This is a genomic window from Borrelia venezuelensis (genome assembly GCF_023035835.1).
Taxonomy (GTDB): Bacteria; Spirochaetota; Spirochaetia; order Borreliales; family Borreliaceae; genus Borrelia; species Borrelia turicatae.
Window position 1 is genome coordinate 458329 of sequence record NZ_CP073220.1, and the last position, 22435, is coordinate 480763.

The 22435-nt window shown below is 27.8% G+C and carries 24 protein-coding genes; 13 read left to right on the plus strand and 11 right to left on the minus strand.

What is annotated here, in order from left to right:
- Positions 1–200: 200 nt before the first annotated feature.
- From dnaA to bvRMA01_RS02225, 11 genes are all read left to right on the plus strand, one after another.
- On the plus strand, positions 201–1655 hold the full coding sequence (gene dnaA, locus bvRMA01_RS02175; RefSeq protein ID WP_247031865.1) for a chromosomal replication initiator protein DnaA: 1455 nt from the start codon (positions 201–203) through the stop codon (positions 1653–1655).
- Between the two features lie 241 nt (positions 1656–1896).
- Positions 1897–3057 (plus strand): DNA polymerase III subunit beta, encoded by a 1161-nt coding sequence (dnaN, locus tag bvRMA01_RS02180; RefSeq protein ID WP_247031868.1) that lies wholly within the window; start codon positions 1897–1899, stop codon positions 3055–3057.
- Between the two features lie 21 nt (positions 3058–3078).
- Positions 3079–4146 (plus strand): DNA replication/repair protein RecF, encoded by a 1068-nt coding sequence (gene recF, locus bvRMA01_RS02185; RefSeq protein ID WP_247032404.1) that lies wholly within the window; start codon positions 3079–3081, stop codon positions 4144–4146.
- A complete protein-coding gene (locus bvRMA01_RS02190) occupies positions 4127–4426 on the plus strand; it encodes a DciA family protein (protein ID WP_011772386.1) in 300 nt (99 codons plus the stop codon). Before recF ends, bvRMA01_RS02190 begins: the two co-directional genes overlap by 20 nt.
- A gap of 90 nt (positions 4427–4516) precedes the next feature.
- Complete coding sequence (gene rpmH, locus bvRMA01_RS02195) at positions 4517–4672, plus strand: 50S ribosomal protein L34 (RefSeq protein WP_011772387.1); 156 nt, start codon at positions 4517–4519, stop codon at positions 4670–4672.
- Positions 4653–4997, plus strand: a complete 345-nt coding sequence (rnpA, locus tag bvRMA01_RS02200) for a ribonuclease P protein component (protein ID WP_247031870.1) — start codon at positions 4653–4655, stop codon at positions 4995–4997. Before rpmH ends, rnpA begins: the two co-directional genes overlap by 20 nt.
- A complete protein-coding gene (gene yidC / locus bvRMA01_RS02205; protein WP_247031872.1) occupies positions 4994–6631 on the plus strand; it encodes a membrane protein insertase YidC in 1638 nt (545 codons plus the stop codon). Before rnpA ends, yidC begins: the two co-directional genes overlap by 4 nt.
- Positions 6628–7350 (plus strand): RNA-binding cell elongation regulator Jag/EloR, encoded by a 723-nt coding sequence (jag, locus tag bvRMA01_RS02210; protein ID WP_011772390.1) that lies wholly within the window; start codon positions 6628–6630, stop codon positions 7348–7350. Before yidC ends, jag begins: the two co-directional genes overlap by 4 nt.
- 151 nt (positions 7351–7501) lie before the next feature.
- On the plus strand, positions 7502–8560 hold the full coding sequence (locus bvRMA01_RS02215; protein WP_247031874.1) for an NAD-dependent epimerase/dehydratase family protein: 1059 nt from the start codon (positions 7502–7504) through the stop codon (positions 8558–8560).
- Positions 8561–8680: 120 nt separating this feature from the next.
- Positions 8681–9772 carry a class II fructose-bisphosphate aldolase gene (gene fbaA, locus bvRMA01_RS02220; protein WP_247031876.1) on the plus strand — a complete coding sequence of 364 codons (1092 nt, stop codon included), beginning with the start codon at positions 8681–8683 and terminating at the stop codon, positions 9770–9772.
- 252 nt (positions 9773–10024) lie between these two features.
- Positions 10025–10435 carry an Hsp20/alpha crystallin family protein gene (locus bvRMA01_RS02225; RefSeq protein WP_011772393.1) on the plus strand — a complete coding sequence of 137 codons (411 nt, stop codon included), beginning with the start codon at positions 10025–10027 and terminating at the stop codon, positions 10433–10435.
- A gap of 27 nt (positions 10436–10462) precedes the next feature.
- Here bvRMA01_RS02225 and aspS read toward each other — a convergent pair whose 3' ends face one another.
- The 9 genes from aspS to bvRMA01_RS02275 all read right to left on the minus strand — a co-directional run bounded on the left by aspS (position 10463) and on the right by bvRMA01_RS02275 (position 17224).
- The gene (gene aspS / locus bvRMA01_RS02230) at positions 10463–12220 is read right to left on the minus strand and encodes an aspartate--tRNA ligase (protein ID WP_247031878.1); all 1758 of its coding nucleotides are present in this window, start codon (positions 12218–12220) and stop codon (positions 10463–10465) included.
- Positions 12221–12223: 3 nt separating this feature from the next.
- Positions 12224–14284: a cation:proton antiporter domain-containing protein gene (locus bvRMA01_RS02235; protein WP_433996718.1), complete on the minus strand. Its 2061-nt coding sequence runs from the start codon at positions 14282–14284 to the stop codon at positions 12224–12226.
- Positions 14285–14340: 56 nt separating this feature from the next.
- Positions 14341–14622 (minus strand): HPr family phosphocarrier protein, encoded by a 282-nt coding sequence (locus bvRMA01_RS02240; protein ID WP_011772396.1) that lies wholly within the window; start codon positions 14620–14622, stop codon positions 14341–14343.
- 14 nt (positions 14623–14636) lie between these two features.
- Positions 14637–14933, minus strand: a complete 297-nt coding sequence (locus bvRMA01_RS02245) for an HPF/RaiA family ribosome-associated protein (RefSeq protein WP_011772397.1) — start codon at positions 14931–14933, stop codon at positions 14637–14639.
- Entirely contained in the window at positions 14923–15039 is a 117-nt protein-coding gene (locus tag bvRMA01_RS02250; protein ID WP_247031882.1) for a hypothetical protein, read from the minus strand. Before bvRMA01_RS02250 ends, bvRMA01_RS02245 begins: the two co-directional genes overlap by 11 nt.
- Before the next feature lie 505 nt (positions 15040–15544).
- Positions 15545–15727 (minus strand): hypothetical protein, encoded by a 183-nt coding sequence (locus bvRMA01_RS02255; protein WP_240390438.1) that lies wholly within the window; start codon positions 15725–15727, stop codon positions 15545–15547.
- Positions 15728–15764: 37 nt separating this feature from the next.
- Positions 15765–15926, minus strand: coding sequence for a hypothetical protein (locus bvRMA01_RS02260; RefSeq protein ID WP_247032427.1), 162 nt, complete (start codon positions 15924–15926; stop codon positions 15765–15767).
- Positions 15927–16109: 183 nt separating this feature from the next.
- On the minus strand, positions 16110–16643 hold the full coding sequence (locus tag bvRMA01_RS02270; protein ID WP_247031887.1) for a chromate transporter: 534 nt from the start codon (positions 16641–16643) through the stop codon (positions 16110–16112).
- Positions 16644–16645: 2 nt separating this feature from the next.
- Complete coding sequence (locus tag bvRMA01_RS02275) at positions 16646–17224, minus strand: chromate transporter (RefSeq protein ID WP_247031889.1); 579 nt, start codon at positions 17222–17224, stop codon at positions 16646–16648.
- A 173-nt stretch (positions 17225–17397) separates the two neighbouring features.
- Here bvRMA01_RS02275 and bvRMA01_RS02280 point away from each other — a divergent pair, with 173 nt between their 5' ends.
- Entirely contained in the window at positions 17398–18264 is an 867-nt protein-coding gene (locus bvRMA01_RS02280) for a mechanosensitive ion channel family protein (protein WP_247031891.1), read from the plus strand.
- Here bvRMA01_RS02280 and bvRMA01_RS02285 read toward each other — a convergent pair.
- On the minus strand, positions 18261–19412 hold the full coding sequence (locus bvRMA01_RS02285; protein ID WP_247031893.1) for a glycosyltransferase: 1152 nt from the start codon (positions 19410–19412) through the stop codon (positions 18261–18263). The two genes, bvRMA01_RS02280 and bvRMA01_RS02285, sit on opposite strands and share 4 nt — an antisense overlap.
- A gap of 59 nt (positions 19413–19471) precedes the next feature.
- Between bvRMA01_RS02285 and holA the strand changes: the two genes are divergently transcribed.
- Positions 19472–20461, plus strand: a complete 990-nt coding sequence (gene holA, locus bvRMA01_RS02290) for a DNA polymerase III subunit delta (RefSeq protein ID WP_247031895.1) — start codon at positions 19472–19474, stop codon at positions 20459–20461.
- 99 nt (positions 20462–20560) lie between these two features.
- On the opposite strand, the gene uvrC is transcribed toward holA, so the two are convergent.
- Positions 20561–22369 carry an excinuclease ABC subunit UvrC gene (uvrC, locus tag bvRMA01_RS02295; RefSeq protein ID WP_247031897.1) on the minus strand — a complete coding sequence of 603 codons (1809 nt, stop codon included), beginning with the start codon at positions 22367–22369 and terminating at the stop codon, positions 20561–20563.
- Positions 22370–22435 lie beyond the last annotated feature (66 nt).

Genomic DNA, 22435 nt, shown 5'->3' on the forward strand with positions numbered 1-22435 from the left:
CATTAAAAACAATATAATATCTATTAAATAACACAAATTACAAGACACATTCAACTTGACTTAAAACCAATAAAATTTCAAGACCCACAAATAGTTAAGATAATGTTCCAGTTCATTATTATACTATATACTTATACATACACAATACTAATAATCAAAAAGATATAATGATAAAAAGCCAAAATTGACGAGGATAAAATATGCAAGAGGGAAAAAACATATGGAGCTTAATTTTAGCAGCAATAAGGAAAGAACTTTCTGAAGAAGAATTTTACATATGGTTTGAAAATCTATATTTCATAGATGCAACTGATGAGAGTATAAAAATATCTGCTCCAAATTCTTTTCATAAAAACCAAGTAGAAAAAAGATTTTCCAAAAGAATAAAAGAAATTCTCACTGAAAAAGGCCATAATACGATTAATGTTGAATTTATAAATCCACCAAAAGAACCTAAGACTCATAGCATGGAATTAAAAAACACTTCACTCAAAGACATTTCCATACAACAAGATTCACCCGAAAAAAGAACAATACTTAACACTCATACAAAGAACATAATAGAACATACAAAACACTACGTTATAAAAGAAGACATTCATACAAAATATAGAAATCCTTTTCTTAAAAAGAAATACACATTTGAAAACTTCATTATAGGTCCAAATAATAAACTTGCATATAATGCAAGCTTATCAATCGCAAAAAATCCTGGTAAAAAATACAATCCATGTCTAATTTATGGTGGAGTTGGTCTTGGCAAAACACATTTACTCCAAAGTATAGGAAACAAAATAGAAGAATTACATAAAGAATTTAAAATACTTTACGTAACTGCTGAAAATTTTTTAAATGAATTTGTAGAAAGTATAAAAACAAATGAAACAAAAAGATTTAAGAAAAAATACCGACACCTAGATATGTTATTAATAGATGATATTCATGATTTACAAAAAAAAGAAGGTATACAAGAAGAGCTTTTTCACACTTTCAATGCTCTTTATGAAGACAATAAACAAATGGTATTTACATGCGACAGACAACCCTCAGAACTCATCAATTTTACAGATAGATTAAAAAGCAGATTTACAAGGGGACTCAATGTCGACATATCAAAACCAAACTTTGAATTAAGAGTGGCAATTATAGAAAAAAAAGCAGAAGAAGATGGAATAAAAGTTCCAAAAAACATCCTCAACTTAGTTGCTAAAAAAGTTACAACAAATATAAGAGATCTTGAAGCTGCTGTAACAAAATTAAAAGCTCACATAGACCTTGAAGATATAGAAATCGACACTAGCATAGTAGACAAAATAATTAAAGAGATAATAGCTTATGAAAACGATAAAACAAATACAAATAACACAATTAACATTGAAAGTATAAAAAAAGTTATCTTAAGGGAATTAAAACTTACAAATAAAGACATTGAAGGCAACAGCAAAAAACCTGAAATCACAAAAGCAAGACACATTTATGCTTATCTTCTGAGGAATTTTACAGAGCTTTCAACAATTGAAATAGGTAAAATCATTGGGGGAAAAACCCATTCAACAGTGCTTTATTCGATAAATAAGATAGATAAAGAGAGAAACAATGACCTAGAAATTAACAATTTAATCATAGAACTTATGAACAAAATCAACAAAAACTAGCAAAATATATAAAATTCAAAATATTTTTGAACAAATTAAACAAATAATTCATCAAAAAACACAAACAATTAAACATATATTATTCCTTATAAAATAAAGAAATAAATAGAATTAAACAATTAGACAGCCCCCTACTAATACAACTATATAAAATATAATAAAAAAACACGTACAATAAACCGAACAAGATTTGCATTAATGAAAGCCAAAAAATGATAATATAATAAAAGGAGGTAAAACATTGAACGAAAAATTTATACTGTGCGACACAGAACAGATTTCGAACGAGATTGACAAAGCCAAAAGTATAATTTTAAATAGGAACATAAATGACATTTGGAGTGCAATATTACTCGAAGTAAAAAATTCCAACCTCAAGATAAAGGCAACAGATAGGAATATCTTTTTTGAAAGCACAATTCCAATTGTTTCAGCAGAAAATTTTAAAGTATTAATCAATGCTTCAAACTTTTCAAATGCAGTAAAAGCACTAAATTTGTACAATGAGCTAAAAATAAAATTTATGGAAGATGAAAGCAAATTAAGCATTATTGGTGAATCAGAAAATAAGAATGATAATTTCATAAATGATCATTTAAGTGAGCCAACTTTTTCTAGTGAAGAGATTGAAATTTACAATTATGACATAAATGAAGAGATTTACAATTTAACAGTTGAGTTAACCCAAAGGGAATTTAAGAAAATTATAAACAAAGTCTCATTTTCAGCCTCACATGATGAGTCCAAGAACGTTTTAAATGGAATTTATTTTACAAAGGACAAAAACTCTGCATTGACATTTGTTTCCACCAATTCGCATAGACTGTCTGTATATAAAACAGATTTAATATTTGAGGAGGATATCAATTTTATTGTTCCTGTCAAAATGGTTAATCTTCTAAGGCAGATGATGGTAGGAGAAGGTATTATAAAGCTCAAGATCTCTGATAAAAAATTTTATGTTGAATTCAATAATTATAAAATAGTTTGCAGTCTGATAAATGGAAACTATCCTGACTATGAAAGTATCATACCAAATGAACAACAGAACAAAGCATTAATCGATGTTAGCATTTTAAAAGATAGGCTCTCAAGGGTAAGTTCTTACACAGACAAAAGGTCTAAAAAAGTTATTCTGAATTTTGCAGGCAATCAACTAAGACTTATGGCAGAAGATCCAATTACAGGAAGAAAGGGTGAATTTTTTGTACAAAGTCCTAATTATGATTATGAAGGGAGCGAGGAAGTTGTAGCTATTAATAGTGCTTATTTTACTGAAGCAATGGGTGTATTTGATACTTCAAAGTTAGAGATAAAATTCAGTGGAGGAGGTATATTGAAATTAAGTGACCCTGCGAATTTTGGTTTCATTCATTTGATAATGCCCATGGTATTAAATTAAAATTCTTTTTTATTGGCAAAGATGATAAAGAAAGTAGAGTTCTTTAATTTTAAGAATATAGAGAATCGGGTCATTAATTTTGATTTTAATAATATTTATTTTTGCGGAGAGAATGGTTCAGGTAAGACTAATATTCTTGATGCTATTTATTGTCTTGCTTTTGCATCGTCTTTTTTAGTTCGTACTGATAGAGAACTTATTACATATGGCAAGACCGAATTTTATTTAAAGTGTTTCTATAATACTGAAGGAAAGGCTGGAGAAATTGGTTTGTCCTTAAGAAATGGGAAAAAAGAAATAAAGGTTAACAATAGCATTGTAAAAGATAGAAAAAATTTGATATTGAACATTCCATCAGTTATTTTCTCAAATTATGATACTGACTTTATCATTGGAGCTCCTGCTAAGAAGAGATGGTTTTTTGATCAGGCAATAAGTCTTGTTTCTTTAAGTTATTTAGATTCTCTTAGGAAATATCGAAAGATTTTACAGCAAAGAAATTTGATTTTAAGACAAGGCAATAAAGATTTACTTAAAGTTTATAATGAAACTTTTGTTGATTTTGCTTTTGAGATAACAAAAATGAGGGAAAATTTTATCAAGCATTTTTATGAGTTTTTTAAGTACTATTATTCTTTTATTTTTGATGTTTCTTATAGTTTAGAGATTAAATATTTACCTTCTGTGAAATGTTCTAAAAGGGATGAATTTTTGCAGACTTTGCTTTTAAAAGAACAAGATGAACTTTACAGTGAAAGTACTTTAATGGGTCCACACAGAGATTTATATGAGATATTAAGTGGTGAGAGAGTATTTACTCATCATTCTTCGACAGGACAAATCAGGGCACTTGCTTTGATTTATAGACTTATTCAGGTCATTATGTTTAATAAGCAATTTGGTATAGCTCCCATTTTGCTTTTTGATGATGTATTTTTGGAATTGGATAGTGTGAGAAGAAAGAGAATCTTTGATATCCTACCGAAAGATTCTCAATGCTTCTTTACGTTTTTAGATGACTGTTATGATATTAAACAAGACAGTAAGTTTATAGTATACAGGATTAAGAATGGAAGATTTCAGCTTTAAAAAAGCCGCTGATGTACTTAAAGAATATTTAAATACGGATATATGTGCTAATGAAAAGCTAAATGCCAGTTTTATATTGTCTAAAAATTGGCAAATTATATTTAAAGATCTTGCAGATAGAGTAAAATTATTGAATTTGAAGGATAATAAAATATTATTTGTTGCTGTTAAGAATTCAAGTGTTTTATATACTGTTTCTCTTAATAGATCAAAAATAATAAAATTAATAAAGGAGTCTACAGGTCTTGAAATATTGGATATAAAGGTTTTGATAAGATGATTTTGTTGACAATTGTATTTGTATAATATAATATTGTAGTGTTTAACTTATATCTTATGACTAAAGAATGTTTTTAATTGGAGGGCTTTTTTGAAGAGGACTTATCAGCCGAGTCGGGTTAAGAGAAACAGGAAATTTGGGTTTAGGGCTAGGATGAAAACTAAGGGTGGAAGACTTATTCTTGCCAGAAGAAGGGCTAAGGGAAGATCAAAATTAACTGTTTCTGATGAAAAAAAGAAATATTAGCATAAAATCAAAGGTAGAAATTCAGGAGCTTTTTAAAAAAGGTAGATTTATTAGGATAGAAGGAATTAACATATTTTATGAGTTTACAAGCTTATCAATCTCTAGAATGATTGTTACTTTTCCTAAAGTTTTTAAAGGTGCTGTTAAGAGAAATCGTGTTCGGAGAATTTTTAAGGAATGTTTTAGGAAACAGTTAGCTTTACTTAAAAATAGGTATGTTGACTTTATTTTCGTAGTTTATCCTCAAAGAGTAGATGTTAGTTATTATGAAGTTGATACTATGTTAAAGAATATAATTGTGCATGTCATGAAGAGGAAAGTGTGAGTCAGAGTAAAAGAATTTTGAGAGCTATTTATTTGTCTTTATTTTTTATTGGTATTTTTATGCTTGTTGATGATGTCTTTTTCTCTAGAAAATCCCCTTCTGTAATGGAGAGAGAGATTGGATTTAATTTAGATAGAGATTTTGATGTTGAGCATCATTCAATTGATGAAAATGATACTTTAAGTTTAAGTGCTAATTCTAAAGAAATTGGTGTTGAGACTGGCATATATTATGCTACTTTTTCGACATTTGGAGGTAATTTAGTTTCTCTAAAGCTTAAAGATCATTTAAATTTAGAGAGGAATCCAACAGAAATGGTTAAGGTTAATATGGACAGGGGAGGTCTTTTTTATATTACCTTTGATAACTTAACTAAAAGTTTGTTTTCATATGACAAAATAAATGATTATACACATGAGTTTAAGACCAAGTTTGAATATAATGACAAATATTATGAGTATATAAAGAGATATACATTTTCAAGCAAAGATGAATATTTAATCAAGCTTGAAATTTTTTTAAATAATGTTGATGCTAATGATAATTTTGATATTGATTTTTATAAATTTGTATTAAGTTCTGATATTGAAAATTTAAGTGAGAGAGGTAAACTGCAATATAATAATTATTTATCTCAGAGTATTTATTATGATACTAAGCTTAGATATGGTAAGGATGGTTTAAGTGTTATTAAGCCTAAGTGGGTTGGTTCAAGCACTAAATATTTTGAAGTTTTAGTTTCAAAAGAAAATATGAATGTTGAATTCAAACAAGAAAATAAAGTTTTAAAGACTTTTGTTTTAAACAAAATAGGTGACATTAGTTTTAGTGATACCTTTTATATTTATGCAGGTCCTAGAGATAATGGATATTTAGATATTTTTAATGAAAATAATCTAAATAGTTTTGGTTTATCTAATGTTGAATTTGGAATGTCTGTAGAGAAAAGCTTGTTATACTTTATTCAAGTTCCTATGCAATTAATAATGCAAATTTTTTATGATGTTATTCCTAATTGGGGACTTTCAATAATTTTTTTGACAATTGTTGTAAGAATACTTATATTTCCTTTGACTTTTAAGAGTTTTAGGGCTACAGCAGAACTTTCTAAGTTACAGCCAAAAATGAAAGAGATACAAGTAAAATTTAAAAATGATCCCAAAAGATTAAATGAAGAAATGGGTAAACTTTATAGGGAAGAAGGTGTTAATCCTCTTGGAGGATGCTTGCCTATTCTTTTACAACTACCTGTGTTTTTTGCTCTTTATGGGCTTGTAAATAATTTCTTTTTGCTAAGGGGGGCTAGTTTTATTCCAGGTTGGATTGATGATTTGTCAATTGGTGATAGCATATATTATTTTGGGTATAAAGTTTTTGTATGGACTGATATTAGAATTTTACCTTTTATTATGATGATTACTCAGTTATTATCTACAATAATTAGTTCTAATGTTAGTTTTAAAAATCTTGGATCACAACAGAAATTTTTATATTTTGGTATGCCTATTATGTTTTTTTTCATACTTTATGATATGCCATCAGGACTTTTAATCTATTGGATTACAACCAATATTTTTACTATTTTGCAACAATACTATATAAAGATGAATGTATCTGAAAGGAGGAACAGATGAGTTATGAATTTTATGGAAAAACAGAACAAGAAGCAATTAAAAAGGCAATGAGAGATCTTGATTTAAGAGAAGGTGAGTTTGATGTAGAGATTTTGGATAAGGAAAAGGTTGGATTTTTATTTAAAAAAGAGATGATTAAGATAAAAGTGTCTCCTCATGTGAAAGAGGACACACTAAAGTCTGAGGCTCAGATTAATGAAGGTATTTGTGATAAGGTTTTGGATTTTATTAAAGAAATGATAAATAAAATGGGTTATTGTGTTGATTTAAAGATTGAATCTAGAGAAGGTGAGTATATTAAGATTTCTATTGATACAGACAGTCCAAATATCTTGATTGGAAGAGAAGGAAGAAATTTAGATGCTTTGCAGCTTTTGGCAAATGTTTACATGTCTAGGCTTATTGGAGACAATGGTATTTTTAATAGGATAGTATTAGATATTGAGGATTATAGAGAAAGATTTAAATCAAGATTTATTAATTTGGCAATCAATTCTTTGCATAAGGTTAAAAGGAGTAGACGTTCTATTCTTTTGCCAACAATGAATCCTTTTGAGAGAAGAATTATTCATACTACTTTGAATCGTTATAGTGATATTAAAACAGAGAGTGAGGGAGATGGAAATTTAAAGCGAGTTAGAATTTCTTATGTTAGGAGTAGTAAATATAATAATAACTTTCGTAGTTATCAAAAAAGGGACTCTAATGTTAGGAAATAAGGTTTTTTCTTTCTATATATTGTAAACCGATGATTTATATTCATATGTTTAGATTTTACTTGAGCGACTGATATTTAATTGGTCTATATTTTGTAGTTATGGGGATTAGAATAATAAATTTATTATTTATTTAATTTAAGGGGATTATTGTATGAGAGTATTTTTAACGGGTATTGCAGGATTTATTGGATTCCATGTTGCCAAGAGGCTTGCTGATAATGGACATGAAGTTTTAGGTGTTGATGTTTTAAATGATTATTATGAACCTAATCTGAAATATGAGAGATTAGAAGTTTTAGGGTTCGATCGTAAGAATATAGGTAGTAGAAAAATTATTCAAAGTAATAAATATAATAATTTAAGTTTTATTTATCTTGATATTTTAGATAAAGATAAAGTCTTATCTCTTTTTTCTGATTATAAATTTACGCATGTTTGTCATTTGGCAGCTCAGGCCGGTATTAGAGATAGTATTGAAAATCCCGATAGTTATATTTCAGTTAATATTGTTGGGTTTTTTAATGTGTTGGATGCATGCAGAATACATAAAAGTCATATTGAGCATTTTGTTTATGCCTCAACATCTGCAGTGTATGGAATAAATAAAAAGATGCCTTCAGATGAGGATAGCATTACAGATCATCCTTTAAATTTATATGCAGCTAGCAAAAAGTCTAATGAAGTTATAGCTCATGCTTACAGTTCATCTTTTAATATTCCAACAACAGGATTAAGATTTTTTACGGTTTATGGGCCTTATGGCCGACCTGATATGGCATTATATTTATTTGCAGATGGGATTATAAAACAAACCCCCATTAATGTTTTTAATAATGGGGATATGGCTAGAGACTTTACGTATGTAGATGATGTTGCAGATGGTGTTTATAGTGTACTTAAAAAACCAGCGGAGAGTGATGTTAATTTTGATGTACAAAATCCCAATTCTTCAAGCTCCCTTGCTCCTTATAAGATATATAATATAGGTACGGGACATGCTACTGAGCTTTTGGAGTTTATTAATGAACTTGAAACAAATCTTGGAAATAAAGCTTGTAAAAATTTTTTACCTATGCAAAAAGCAGATGTTGTGAAAAGCTGTTGTAATATTTCAAAACTTAAAAATGATTTTGCTTATGAGTCCTTAATCTCTATTAAGGAGGGGATAAAAAAATTTGCAAATTGGTATAAATCTAAGATAGTTGAGTAGTATATTGTTCTGTATTTGTTTGTTTTTTGAATTTTTGTTTTTTTAGATTAGGGTCAGTTTTAGGTTTTAAGGTATATAATATAAGATATATGTCATTTTATGAGGAAGGAGGTATTATAGGTGGGTGTGTTAGATAAGATTAAGCCTGGAGTGGTTTATGGTAAGGAGCTACATACTTTATATGAAATATGTAAGAGTGAAGGATTTGCTATTCCTGCAATTAATTGTGTAGGTACAAATTCAATTAATGCTGTTTTGGAAGCAGCAAAAGAAGTTAATTCTCCTATTATGATACAGTTTTCAAATAGTGGTTCTGCTTTTATTTGTGGTAAGGGACTCAAGGTCGAAAAACCTCAGGGGACTTCTATCCTTGGAGCCATTTCTGGTGCTATGCATGTTCATTTGCTAGCAGAACATTATGGAGTGCCTGTTGTTCTTCATACAGATCATTGCGCAAAAAAATTAATTCCTTGGGTTGAGGGGCTTTTGGAGTATGGAGAGAAATATTATCAAGAGCATAAACGTCCTTTGTTTTCTTCACATATGTTAGATTTGTCTGAAGAGCCAATTAAAGAAAATATTGAAATATCAAAAAAGTTCTTAGAGAGAATGTCTAAAATTGAGATGTTTCTGGAAATTGAGCTTGGAATTACTGGTGGTGAGGAAGACGGTGTTGATAATTCAGATAGGGAGCAACATGAGTTATTTTCAACCCCTGAAGATATTTATTATGGATATTCTGAACTTATGAAAGTTAGTCCTAATTTCCAGATTGCAGCAGCTTTTGGAAATGTTCATGGAGTTTATAAGCCTGGAAATGTTCAGCTTACCCCTAAAGTATTAAGAGATGGACAAAATTATGTTATATCAAAGACTATATCAAAGACTAATTCAAGTGATCCAAAGCCTGTTTCATATGTGTTTCATGGGGGTTCTGGCTCTACAATAGAAGAGATTCATGAAGCACTCTCTTATGGTGTTGTTAAAATGAACATTGATACAGATACTCAGTGGGCTGCTTGGGAAGGCATATTGAATTATTATAAGAATAATGAAAATAGATTACAAGGGCAACTTGGTGATGGTAGTAATGCTGATGTTCCAAACAAAAAGTTTTATGATCCAAGAGTGTGGCTTAGAGAATCTGAGATTAGCATTAAGGAACGTGTAAAACTTGCTTGCAAGAGTCTTAATAATATTAATAGAAATTGAGACAAGTATAATTAAAAATTTGAACTTTGTCGCCTTATAAGGGCGACTTTTTCATTTTTGTGTATTTTATTATACATAACTGGACTTATTATTGCATTTAAATGTTAAGTTTATTCCCATCATCATTATACTTATTATTTATTTATGATATTTATTGAATATTTGTTTAAAATTATTGAATATTTGTTTAATATTTAAATAGAATGTTTTTTTGTATGAGCTTTTATATAAATTGATAAAAAGGGGTTTTATATGTTATTAACAAATTATAAGAAAAATTTTCTGGATTTTTTGAATGATGATTTTGATTTTATGAGTCCTAAAGGTGTTCATGATATTCCAGTTAATATTAAGGATGAGGGCAAATCATTTATTCTTGAAGCTTACTTACCGGGGATAAAAAAAGATGATATATCAATTTCAATTAAAAATGATTATTTGACAATAAGTTATGAGAGTAAGGATGAATCAGAAGAGAAACATGATAAGTACTTAAGAGTAGAGAGAAGAGATATCTCTTTTGCAAGAAGTTTTAGATTATCTGGGAATATTGATCAAGATAAAATTAAATCAGAACTAAAAAATGGTGTTTTGCATATTAAGCTTCCTAAGAAAGCGGAAGTTATTGAGAAAATCCAAGAGAAAAAGATTGCGATTGAATAAGTTTGGTGCAAGGATGCTTTGGCATCCTTAATTTTTATAATCTTCAGTTGTCAAATTTAGTTCTCTTAGTTGTTCGTTTGGAACCTTTGAAGGAGATTTGTCAAGTGGGCTTGCTGCGAATGAATTTTTTGGGAAAAGTATTACATCTTTTATTGAACTTGAGTGTGTCATTATCATTAAAAGCCTATCAATTCCAATGGCTATTCCACCATGAATAGGAGCTCCATATTCTAATGCTTTTAAAAAGAAACCAAATCTCTCTTCTGCTATTGTGTCTTTAAATCCCACTATGTTAAAAATTCTTTGTTGAAGTTCTCTTGTATGAACTCTGATTGATCCTGAACCAAGTTCCATGCCGTTTAATACAAGATCATAAACTTCTCCTAAGACTTTACTTGGATTGCTTTCTAAAGTATCGATATATTTTTGTTGGGGAAGTGAGAACATATGATGGGCTGCTTTATAGTTTTTTGTGTCTTCATCGTACTCAAATAGGGGAAAATCATAAATCCATAGAAATTCAAATGTATTTTTGTTTGTAAGGTTTAGTTCATTTGCAATTTTGATTCTAATTTGTCCCATAGCTTTGCAAGCAGTTTCCCATGAATCAGCTATAAAAAATATTATGTCGTTGTTTTCAAGTGAGTAAGCTTGAAATAAAGTTTGTTTTATTTTATTTAAAAATTTGGCAATGCCCCCTACAAATTCATTATTTTCTATTTTTGCAAAATAAAGACCACTTGTTTTGTAAATCTTGGCATGTTCTTCTAAATTGTTAATTTTACTTCTTGAAAAATTATGAGCTTGATTTTTTATTATAAGTGCTTTTATTGTGCCTTGATTTTGTAATATATCTTTAAAAACATTAAATGAGGATTGCTTAAAATATTTACCCATGTCTTGTATTAATAATTCATACCTAGTGTCTGGTTTGTCGCTTCCATATGTATTCATTGCATGTTTGTAAGTCATTCTTTTAAATTTTTTTGGTAAACTAATGTTTAATGTGTTTTTAAAAATGGTGAAGATAAGATTTTCCATTAATTTAAATATATTTTCCTTCTTTATAAAGCTCATTTCAATGTCAAGTTGTGTGAATTCTGGTTGTCTGTCACCTCTTGAGTCTTCATCTCTGTAGCATCTAGCTATTTGAAAGTATTTGTCAAGTCCAGCTATCATTGTGAGTTGCTTATAAATTTGTGGTGATTGTGGTAGTGCATAAAAGTGCCCTTTATGTATTCTTGATGGGACAAGAAAATCTCTTGCGCCTTCTGGGGTTGATTTGACAAATGTTGGGGTTTCTAATTCTAAGAAGTCTTTTTTTGTTAAGTAATTTCTAATTGTATGTGTTACTTTGCTTCTTAATATTATTTTTTGTTTTTGCTCTTCACGTCTTAAATCTAAATATCTATATTCAAGTTTTGCATTTTCATTTGCATTATTGTTATCTTTGATCATAAAGGGCAGTTCATTACATCTTGAAATTATATTTATATTCTCTGCAAGTATTTCAAATGCCCCTGTTCTCATTTCTTTGTTTACGAGATTTGAAGGTCTTAGTTCTAATTTCCCTTGGACTTTAATGCAGTATTCCATCTTTATTTGAGATGTTATCTTTAAAAGCTTCTCGTCATTTACAAGTACCTGTGCTTCATCATATCTATCTCTAAGATTAATAAAGGTAACTTTTCCATGGTGTCTTATTTTTTTTACCCAAGCATTGATTTCTATCTTTTGGTTTATAAGTTTATCGTTTATTTGATTGCATTTAATGGTCTTGAACATAATTTATCCTACTATTATATTATAAATTTCTTTATCGGTTTTAGCTTTAAGCATTTCCTTTTTATTAGAATCAACCTTACCCACAATCGATGCTAAAATGCGTGGATAATTAACATGTTCTTTTGCTGGATATAGTATTAATATAAATATATGACTTAAATTTTTATCAGTGGCATTAAAGTCAATTCCATCATGACTGATACCAATGGCAATATGCATTTTTGTAATTAAATTGGTTTTTAAATGAGGTATTGCAAATCCTTCTTTAAGGGCTGTGGTTATTAGCTTTTCTCTTTCCATTAAGTCTTGTAATATTATTTCTTTGTCAATTTCAATTTTTATTACACCTAATAATTCTCTTAATACTTCGGTTTTATTTGTTGCTTTTAATTCTAAAATAATGTTTTCTTTTTTAATTCTTTTATTTAGAGCGATGTTACTGCGTATTTTATCATAATTGATTGAGTAGTTTAATTTTTGTGCCTTTACAGAAACAGTTTTAACTTCTTCAGTTATTCTCTCTAAGTTTAGAATAGTTTCTCTAAATAAATCTTGTATGATGATTAAGTGTTTATTTGGACATTCAAATGTAATCTTGCTTCCCTCTCTTTTTATGGATAGTGAAATGTCATTGTATCTTGCGTTTATGTATTGTGAGAAGTCATTTTTTATTTGTTGGGTGAAAAATCCCTCTTTCCTTAATTCATTTTTTAATTCCCATACAAGTATTTTTGTTAGGTTGTTATATTTGAATGATACTGTGATTTGAGTATTTTGCTCTGTTTTAATTTCTTTCTTTAATCCATTTTTATTTATTTGGAATAGAATATTTATTATTGGTGTTACAATGATTGTTGGCAAGAAAACTATGATTATTGTTATTCCAAATATTTTTTGACTTATAAATTCAGAAGAGAGTGCTAAGTTTGCAATAATTAATGATATCTCTCCTCTTGGAACCATTCCAAAAGCTATTCTTAGTGCCCCTAGCTTGTTAAATCCTAAAAAACATGATGGGATGAAACAATATATGAGTTTTGTTGCTATGGCTATGAGGCTGAGCAGAGTTCCAAGAATTAAGACTTCTTTTGATAATATTACATTAATGTCGGCCATAAGCCCTATTGATGTAAAGAATATTGGAATAAAAAACCTTTCAAATATTGTTAATTTATCTTGGATTACACATACAATATCCGTTTTTGACATGGCAAGTCCAAATATGTAAGCTCCAATTACAAATGACATTCCTAAGTTTTGAAAAAAGCTTGCAACAATAAAAGTAAAAGTAATAGTTATAACTGTTGCTAGAGTAACACTATTGAAGCTTTTTAGTAATTTTGAAATTGGTTCTGATAACAAGATCAATATGAATGTTAAACAAAACCAAATTAGTATGTTCTTAATTGTGGCTGTAATTGAGATTGCGATATCAAGATCTGATAGTGATCTTGATATCGTTATTACACTTGTGAGCATGATCATTGAGAGGACATCATCAATTATTGAAGTTGATATTATTGTAACTCCTTCTGATGTACTCATTTTTTTCTTAGCTGAGAGTATGCTTGCAGCAATTCCTGCAGAAGAAGGTGTTGCAATAATCCCTATAAAAAGAGCTGTAGGACTTATTAATTGTACATCAAATAAAATGGTAGATATTAGTGCAAAACTTGTAAAAGTACCAATAACTTCCGTTATTCCTATTAGTCCCCCACGTGGTAAGAATTTAAGGAATAATTTTAAATCTGTTTCAAGACCCGCCATAAATAGTAGGATAATTGAGGCTATTGTTGATATTGCAAATATTTCTTCATTTATTAAGTAATGATCGCTAACACTAATGATTCCTAGTGGAAATAATAAAGGTATTTTAATCTTGCCAAGAAATGTTGGACTTAAAAGTATGCCCGCTGTTATTTGTCCTATTACTTTTGGGATTCCGAATTTGCTTACTAAATTGCCAAGTAGACTGGCTGATATTACAATGATTGCTAAACTCATTATGAAAGAAGAAATTTTGGCGTCAATATTATGGCTTGTGTCTTTCATATAGTCTGCCATTCCAAATGAAAGAATAGGATTTATGATAAATAATATTTTGTATAAAATTTTCTTGTTCATTTTTGAATCTCTTTTTTAAAGTTTGATTTTAATAGTTCTGATAGTATATCAATGATTTCAGTTTCTTTTTTTCCATTTGCTATGATTTTTATTTTTTCTTTATATATAACCCCAAGTATCATAATTTCAACTGTAGATTTGGCATCAGCTTCTCTTCCATCTTCTGTAACTAATTTTACATTACAATAAGGATATTTGCTTGCAAGTTCTGCAATCATGCTTGATGGCCTTGAATGGAGACCTTCTTTGTTATTTATCTCAATTGTTATTGCTTGCATTTAATTTGACTTATTCATTTTACTGTATCTTTTTTATTTTTTTCTTTGTTTGCTGTATTTTGCAGTCTTTCTACTAATCTTTCTATTAAAGCATATAATTCTTTGCCATGTTCTGTAATATGTATTATTTTCCCCCAATTAAAGTGAAGGTGAGCATCTATATCAAAGATATCGTTTTCTTTTTTTATTGTAATTTTGAGACTTTCTGAATTTTGTTTAATATGTGTCCCAAGTTTTTCTAATTTTTTTATAATAAAATCTTTTGTATGATCGCTTAAATGATAATTAATGGCTTGTATTTTAGGTTCCATAAATTTCTCCTTGAAATTTTAATTTATTCCTACATTTATTGATAGTTCTTTTTGAAATGGTGATTCCTTTAGATTTTAGTATATCAGAAATTTGATTATCTACCATATTTTTATTTTGTTACAATGTTTTCTTTATTATTAGTTTAATGCTTGATTTTGAAAATTCATTTGTTTTAACATTTCTGGCTGAATTAAATAGTTTGCTAATTGAGATTGTGCCCCAGTCGAATTTTAAGTATTTATTTTTTTATTGTTCTTGATATAATTGATTTTTTCAGATATATCAGCTAATTTTATTAATTTTAAGTCCTTAAAGCTTCTTCGTAGGAATTCTTTTTGCAGTGTATATGTTGCTATTCTTATTTATTTAGTATTTTATCTATGTATTTTAAAGATTCAATTAACCATTTTGATTGTTTATATTTTTTCAAATCTTTAACTTCTTTTTTAAAGATATTGACTTTTTTAATTTTTATCCTCAGTTTATTGTCTTTACTTATAACAATTGTATCTGGTTCAATATAGTCATTTGTATTATTTTTGTCTTTGAACTTGAATGTGATATTGGGGTTAAGCTTAAGTTGAATTGTGTTAAGAGCATCGTTTAAATCTTAAGTGCTGATGTTAAGCTTTTCTTTTAGCTTATTTTGAGTATTTTTAAGTAAATCTGATCTTTCAAGAATTTTAATTGTATTTGTATCTAATTTATGATATTTTGCTTGTAATATTAATGATTTTATGATGTTAGATACACCAATTTCTATTGGATTAAATTGTTGAATTAGTTTGATCATTTTATTTATTTGATGCTGAGATTCTTTTTTGAAGAAGTCATAAGGGTTTGTTTAGATTATTTATTATGATTGCTCCTATGTTAGTCTCAACTTTACTGAGTTTTTGAATTTGTAGTTGTGGTAAGCAATGTTCTTTAAGAGAAAGTTTTGGTGATGTTTTAGCCGGTGCAATTTCATAGTTGTGCTTTATTATTATCATTTTTGTAGAAAATGTTTCTAAATTTATAAGTTTTTAGTGTCTCAAAAAATGTTTTTGAATCTATTTGAAGGCATGCGTTATTTTCAATTTCGTCTAATATAATTTTTATTAATTCTTGTTTGTCAAGACCTAGAATTTTGATTATATTAATTTGTGTTAATTTTAAGTTTTGTTTAAGCATCTTTACATAAAAATGTATAATATTCCACTAGATATGATTAGTATTGCAGGGGTGATGTTTTTGTAAAATAATAAAATTATTAAGTTTAATCCTGCAATTGCAAAGCTTTTTAAAAATTCTGTACCATTGTAGCTTATTTTTAAAAATATACTTTCAAATAGAATAATTATTGTCATTATCCATAATGCTATAATTACAGGTCTTAAGCTTTTAAGATAATAATTTAAGAAATTTATCTTATGTAGTGTTAATGTTATAAAGGTAATAATTAATATGGGTGCCGTTATTAGAGCTATTGTGGCAATTATTGCACCAGTAATGCCAGCTATTTTGGTGCCAACATATGTTGCTATATTGGTAGCAACAGGACCCGGAGTAATTCTAGATATTGTAATGATATTGATGAATTCTTCTTTTGTTATCCATCCCTTGTTATCAATGATTTCTTTATTGATAATTGTTGCAATTCCGTTTCCTCCACCGAAATTTAAAATTCCTATTTTGAAAAATGTAATGAATAAATTTATTAGAATCAAATTTATACCTTTTTTTGAAAGAATATTTTTTGTATTGTATATGTTAGAGAACATATAAATAGAACAGTTATCAGTATATATGATATATCTATATTAAACTTATATAGTGTATATGTTATTAATAAGCATGTTATCCATTTTGTTATTGATTGTTTTAGCATTTTTTTTGAAAATTCAAGTATGATTATTGACATTATTATTGTTGATGATATTTTTGCACCTTCAAGGAATTTTTGAGCGTAGATGTTATTTGAGTTTAAATTTACATAAAGGGCTATCATTGTGATTACTAATATGGATGGTAGGATTCCAGCGATAGTTAACATAATTGCTCCTTTAAATCCTTTAAGTTTTTTACCAATTAGGAATGCAAAATTGATTGCTGTTACCCCGGGAACTACGTTTGATGTTGCAAGTATTTCATTAAACTCTTTATCAGATATTAGCTTTTTTTTATTGACAATTATTTTTTTAAGTTCAGATATTATTAATAATCCCCCACCAATTGTGATTGTCGTTATTTTTAGTACAAGATAAAATAATGTTAGTAATTCATATGGTGTTTTTTTTGTTTTATCCATGCATCTTTTGTCCTAACTTTAAAGAGTATGTGGATTAAATTACATTGTATCACAGTAACTATATAATATTTATTAGTATAAGTGCTTTTGTATATTAATTTTTTGTTTTAGTGATATGTTTTTTAAAGATTGTATTTTTCTTTTATTTTTTTGTACTATAACCATAGTAGCTTATGGATAAACAGTCAAAAACGTTCAGTGTTTTTAGAGAAATATTTGTTTTTCAGGATTATGTCAATGAAATTTTTGAAATGGTAATAGTTTATGGATTAAAGGTTTTTGTAGCGCTGGTAGTATGGTGTGTTTCAAGGTTTTTTGTCAAAAGGGTAGGTAGGCTTTTTTTTAGTGCTTTTGAAAAATCCAAGTTAGAGACAAAATTAGATTCTACTATTCTTAATTTTTTTAAGTCATTTTTTAAAGTGATGATAGATATGGTATTAATTTTGATGATTTTACCTTATCTTGGTGTTTCTACAACTTCTATTTTTGCTATATTTGGATCTTTAGGTCTTGCGGTTGGTCTTGCTGCTCAAGGGATTTTATCTGACTTTGTTAGCGGGTTTGTTGTTTTAAATTCCAGTTTTTTTAAAATTGGTGATTACATTAGCTGTGATGATGTTGAGGGTGAAGTAAATGATATTCATATATTTTTTACTACACTTCAAACGGTAGATGGTAAAATTATTAAGATTCCAAATAGTAAGTTTACAGATACATCGGTTACTAATTTTTCTACAAATCCTGAAAGGAGGATTGCATTCGATTTTCAAGTACCTTATGACACAGATATTGGTTCTCTTAAAAGTAGAATAGAAAATTTGGCATTTTCCTTTAATAAGGAACAATATGGTATTAATAAGCCCAGTGTTGTTGTAAAGGAATATACCCCTTATTACATAGTCATGCAAGTGAGATCTTTTGTAAAAACCGAGTTTTTTTGGGATTTTCAATATTTCATAGCAGAAAATATTAAAGGTATTTTAGATGATATGGGAATAAAATTTCCCATTCATAACGTGAATTTTAGCAAATTACGTTAATATTTTTTATTTTTAATGATTTCATAATAATACTGTTCAATTTTTTCTACAAAAAATGAGCTTGAAAACATCATAGATGTTTCTTCTGTATTTTTTTTAAAAGTTTGTAATTTTTCTTCGTTTTCTATTATTTCTTTTATATATTTGTACAAATTCTCATAATCATCTATTAAGAATCCATTTTTTCCTTGCTGAATTACATCTTTGTATATTATGTCATTAATAAGTACCGCAGGTATGCCAGCCGTTAATGCCTCAATTGTTGTCATTGGATATACTTCGCTTCTTGATAGACTTGCAAATACATCAGATATTTTATAATAGTAATACATTTCTTCCCATGGGATTGTTCCAATGAGTATTATTTGTTTTTCAAGTTCATATTGCTTTCTAAATCGCCTTATCTTAGTTTCTTCTTTTCCCTTTCCTATGAGAATGAGCTTGCAATTTTTGTTCTCAATTAGAAGTTTTTTTAAATGTTTCATTAATAAGCATATATTTTTTTCTTCATTTATTCTTCCAACAAAGATTATGATTTTATCGTTTTTACTTATTCCATGTTTGGTTAAAATCTCTTGTCTTTTTTCTTGACTTAGGTCTTTTATGAAAATTTTTCTGTCTACTCCATTTGGAATTATTTTATAGTCAGCATTTGTTGCAAGATGAAAATATTTGTCATGTGACTTAATTGATGGATAAATGAAGTGATGGATTTGGTCATAAAATTTTTTCATCATTTTATCTGGATTAGTTAAATATTTAAAAATTCCTAAGTAATGTAGATAATAATTCCACATTGTATGGTTTGTATGAACTATTGGAATATTGTGTTGTAGTGCTAATTTTTTCCCGATTTTTCCCATAGTGAATTCCGAATGTGTATGAATGATTTCGGGTTGATATTCTTGTATTATCTTTTTTATTCTTGTTTTGTTTGGGAATGCTATTTTGGCATCTACTGTCTGGTTCAATTTAATTGAGAAACATCTGTAAATATGATCTTCTTGTAAATCTGTTTTTTGAGATTGTGGACAGAAAATATAAACACTGTGACCTTTTCTTTCAAAACCTTCTTTAATTTGTTTTATAGATGTTGCTACTCCATTTTTATCTGGAAGATATGTATCTGTAAATATTGCAATTTTCATATTTTATCCTAATAATTGAAGTATAACATATTTATTATTTGGATTATAATATTATTTAAATGAAAGAAATTTATTTACTTTTAGGCAAAGAACAGGGATTAAAGGAAGCTTATTTAAATAATATTTTTAGTAAGTTAAATGCTGATAATATATGTGTTACTAAGCTTTTTATGTCAGAATTGTCATCAATAGAGCTTTCTGAACGGCTTTTAACCAATTCTTTTTTTTCTAAAGAGGAAGTATTTATTATTTATGAGTCTGAAAATTTAAAAAATAAAAAGGATTTAGAGTTGGTTTATAGTACAATCTTAAAATCTTTAAATAAGATTATTATTTTTGTTTCTAATGAAAAATCGATTAGTTTTGATCCTAAAGGTTCTTTGAATCTAGTTAAGAAAACTTTTTATGAGCTATCTGATACTGATAAATTTTTATTTGTAAAGAAAAGTTTTTTTAAACTTGGAATTAAAATTACAGATAAGGCCATACATTTAATGCTTTTTATGTTAGATGCAGATACTAAGATCTTGCAGTTTTATGTAAATTCCTTTGCTCTTATGATTAAAAATAAGACCATTGATGAACATGATGTAAATTCTTGGCTTAGTTTTATGCGTCCCGAAAACCCTTTTTCCTTATTTGAATCAATTTTGAAAAAGGATATGGAGTATGCTTTAGTTAAGATTAAATCCATCCTGGAGCAAGGAGAAGATTTGGTTAATATTGTAATGAGTCTTGGTTGGCAGTTTAAAAAATTTTTAAAGGTCAAAATAGATTGTGAGAGTTTGCATGACATTCCATCTGTCTTTAAAAAGCATAAAATATTTGTCTCATTAGAGAAAGTTTATAAGATAGGACTTAAAAATTACTCGATTTTTGATATCAAATTTATTTTGAAACTTTTACATAAGTTTGATTTATATGCAAGAATCTATGGTAAAAATATGCATTTGAATTTATCATATTTTATGATATTAGTTTTATTAAGTCAGGATGATACTATACTTGATAATTTTTCTTCTAAATTTAAATTTACTAATGTTTTGTAATTGTTATTGTCTTTGTAAGACAGTGTGTGAGAGCTTTTAAGACTTTTTTTAGTATTGTTAATCTTTAACCGTTATTTTTTAGTAGTATGAAATGTTAAATTAAGACTCTATGGAATGAGTATTTTTCAAATTTTGATCTTCTGAGAATTTTTTTATTTTTTTAGCCATTTTGATGTTGATTTTCATTTTTTGAGCTATTTCATCTTCGTTTAAGAGAAATATATCTTTATATGTTCCAAGCGTTTTTAAAATATTTTTGGCTTTTTTTTCTCCAATTCCTTCTATTTTACTGTAATTCAATTTTATATTTTTGCGTAGTTTTCTATTAAAGCTATTTGCTTTTCTGTGAGATTCATCTCGAACATTTTGTAATATTTTAAGAGCGGGATTTCCTTTTGGGAGTTTAATGCCTTGTGTTTTGTTTGGTAAAAATATTGTTTCTTCTTGTTTTGCTAGAGCACAAATAGTGACTTTGTCTTCAATTTTTAATCCTTTTAAAATGGAGTAAGCAGCATTTAATTGACCTTTTCCTCCATCGATTAAGATTAAGTTGGGTAATTCTAATTGCTCGTTAATTAGTTTTGTGTATCTCCTTGATATAATTTCTTTTATTGCCTTAAAGTCATCAATTTCACCATCATTTAGTGAATTGATTTTATAACCTCTGTATCCATCTTTAAAGGGTTTGCCCATTTTAAAGGTAACAAGTGATGCTACTGTTTTATATCCATTAAGATGAGCAATATCAAAGCCTTCAATTGTTTTTGGTAGTTTTGTCATTTCAAGAATGATCTTTAATTTTTCTAGTGCTTTATTTTTTTCATTATTGTATGCTTTTAATGCGATTTCTGCGTTGGAAATTGCCATTTCCATTATCTTTATGGCGTCTTTGGTTTCTTCATAAACTATTTCAGTGTTTGTACTTTTAAGTTCATTTATTAGTTTTGTAATATCTTCAGTTTCAATCTTTTTAAAGATACATATTTTATCAGGTACTATCATATTTAAAGATGTATAGTACTGTGTTATAAATTCTGCTATTAGCTCCTCCTCTTCATATATACTTTCATCAAAATTTATGTCTTTTTCTACTAGTTTGCCGTCTTTGTATTTAAATATTACTATTACATTTAAATTGTCGGTTTTATGAATGTATATATAGTCTGTGCTAAGTTTATTTATTTTTGTAATTATTTGTGTTTGACTTATTTCAATTAATGATCTTTTAGTTTCTTTTAACTTTATTGCTGATTCAAAATCTTCCCTTTTAATTACCTCTTTCATTTTTATTTCAATTTCATCTAAAAGTTTAGATATGTTTCCATTTAAGATATGTCTTATTTTGTTTACTTCTTCTTTGTATTGTTCTTCAAGATCATTCCTGTAACATATCCCAAGACATTGACCCATGTGAAAATAAAGACATGGGTTTTTTGATTTTTTTTTGCATTTTCTAGTTTTAAATGTTTTGTTGATGAGGTTTAGTACTAAGTCTAAGTGTTTTGCATTAACGTATGGACCGAAGTATTCACTTCCGTCATTTATTATTTTCCTAGTTTTAAAGACTTTTGGGTATTTTTCGCAAGTTATTCTGATCATAGGATACCCTTTGTCGTCTTTTAATTTGATATTATAGTCTGGTTTGTGCTCCTTGATTAAGTTGCACTCTAAGAGTAGAGCTTCATATTCACTGTTTGTGGTAATTACTTCTATATTTACTACGTTTCTCATTAGTATTTTTGTTTTAAGACTGATTTTTTCTAGAAAGTAGTTTTTTAATCTTGATCTTAAATTTTTTGCTTTTCCAATGTATAGTATCTTGTTGTCTTGTGAGTACATTTTATAACAGCCACTTGTTGTTGGAAATTCTTGTACTTTTTTGTGTAGACAATTTAAATGTTCTCTCATGTTGTATCTATTATTGTTTTTAAGTAATCATTTTTATTTTTGTGATATAATATTATATCATATTTG

Excerpts from the sequence above, each read along its gene's own strand:
- bvRMA01_RS02280 (WP_247031891.1), top strand. The coding sequence starts at position 17,398 with ATGGATAAACAGTCAAAAACGTTCAGTGTTTTTAGAGAAATATTTGTT.
- rnpA (WP_247031870.1), top strand. The coding sequence starts at position 4,653 with ATGAAAAAAAGAAATATTAGCATAAAATCAAAGGTAGAAATTCAGGAG.
- bvRMA01_RS02255 (WP_240390438.1), bottom strand. The coding sequence starts at position 15,727 with ATGATCAAACTAATTCAACAATTTAATCCAATAGAAATTGGTGTATCT.
- bvRMA01_RS02225 (WP_011772393.1), top strand. The coding sequence starts at position 10,025 with ATGTTATTAACAAATTATAAGAAAAATTTTCTGGATTTTTTGAATGAT.
- uvrC (WP_247031897.1), bottom strand. The coding sequence starts at position 22,369 with ATGAGAGAACATTTAAATTGTCTACACAAAAAAGTACAAGAATTTCCA.
- bvRMA01_RS02190 (WP_011772386.1), top strand. The coding sequence starts at position 4,127 with ATGGAAGATTTCAGCTTTAAAAAAGCCGCTGATGTACTTAAAGAATAT.
- bvRMA01_RS02240 (WP_011772396.1), bottom strand. The coding sequence starts at position 14,622 with ATGCAAGCAATAACAATTGAGATAAATAACAAAGAAGGTCTCCATTCA.
- aspS (WP_247031878.1), bottom strand. The coding sequence starts at position 12,220 with ATGTTCAAGACCATTAAATGCAATCAAATAAACGATAAACTTATAAAC.
- bvRMA01_RS02245 (WP_011772397.1), bottom strand. The coding sequence starts at position 14,933 with ATGGAACCTAAAATACAAGCCATTAATTATCATTTAAGCGATCATACA.
- holA (WP_247031895.1), top strand. The coding sequence starts at position 19,472 with ATGAAAGAAATTTATTTACTTTTAGGCAAAGAACAGGGATTAAAGGAA.
- jag (WP_011772390.1), top strand. The coding sequence starts at position 6,628 with ATGAGTTATGAATTTTATGGAAAAACAGAACAAGAAGCAATTAAAAAG.
- bvRMA01_RS02275 (WP_247031889.1), bottom strand. The coding sequence starts at position 17,224 with ATGGATAAAACAAAAAAAACACCATATGAATTACTAACATTATTTTAT.
- dnaA (WP_247031865.1), top strand. The coding sequence starts at position 201 with ATGCAAGAGGGAAAAAACATATGGAGCTTAATTTTAGCAGCAATAAGG.
- bvRMA01_RS02235 (WP_433996718.1), bottom strand. The coding sequence starts at position 14,284 with ATGGCAGACTATATGAAAGACACAAGCCATAATATTGACGCCAAAATT.
- bvRMA01_RS02250 (WP_247031882.1), bottom strand. The coding sequence starts at position 15,039 with ATGGTAGATAATCAAATTTCTGATATACTAAAATCTAAAGGAATCACC.
- recF (WP_247032404.1), top strand. The coding sequence starts at position 3,079 with ATGATAAAGAAAGTAGAGTTCTTTAATTTTAAGAATATAGAGAATCGG.
- bvRMA01_RS02285 (WP_247031893.1), bottom strand. The coding sequence starts at position 19,412 with ATGAAAATTGCAATATTTACAGATACATATCTTCCAGATAAAAATGGA.
- bvRMA01_RS02215 (WP_247031874.1), top strand. The coding sequence starts at position 7,502 with ATGAGAGTATTTTTAACGGGTATTGCAGGATTTATTGGATTCCATGTT.
- bvRMA01_RS02260 (WP_247032427.1), bottom strand. The coding sequence starts at position 15,926 with ATGATAATAATAAAGCACAACTATGAAATTGCACCGGCTAAAACATCA.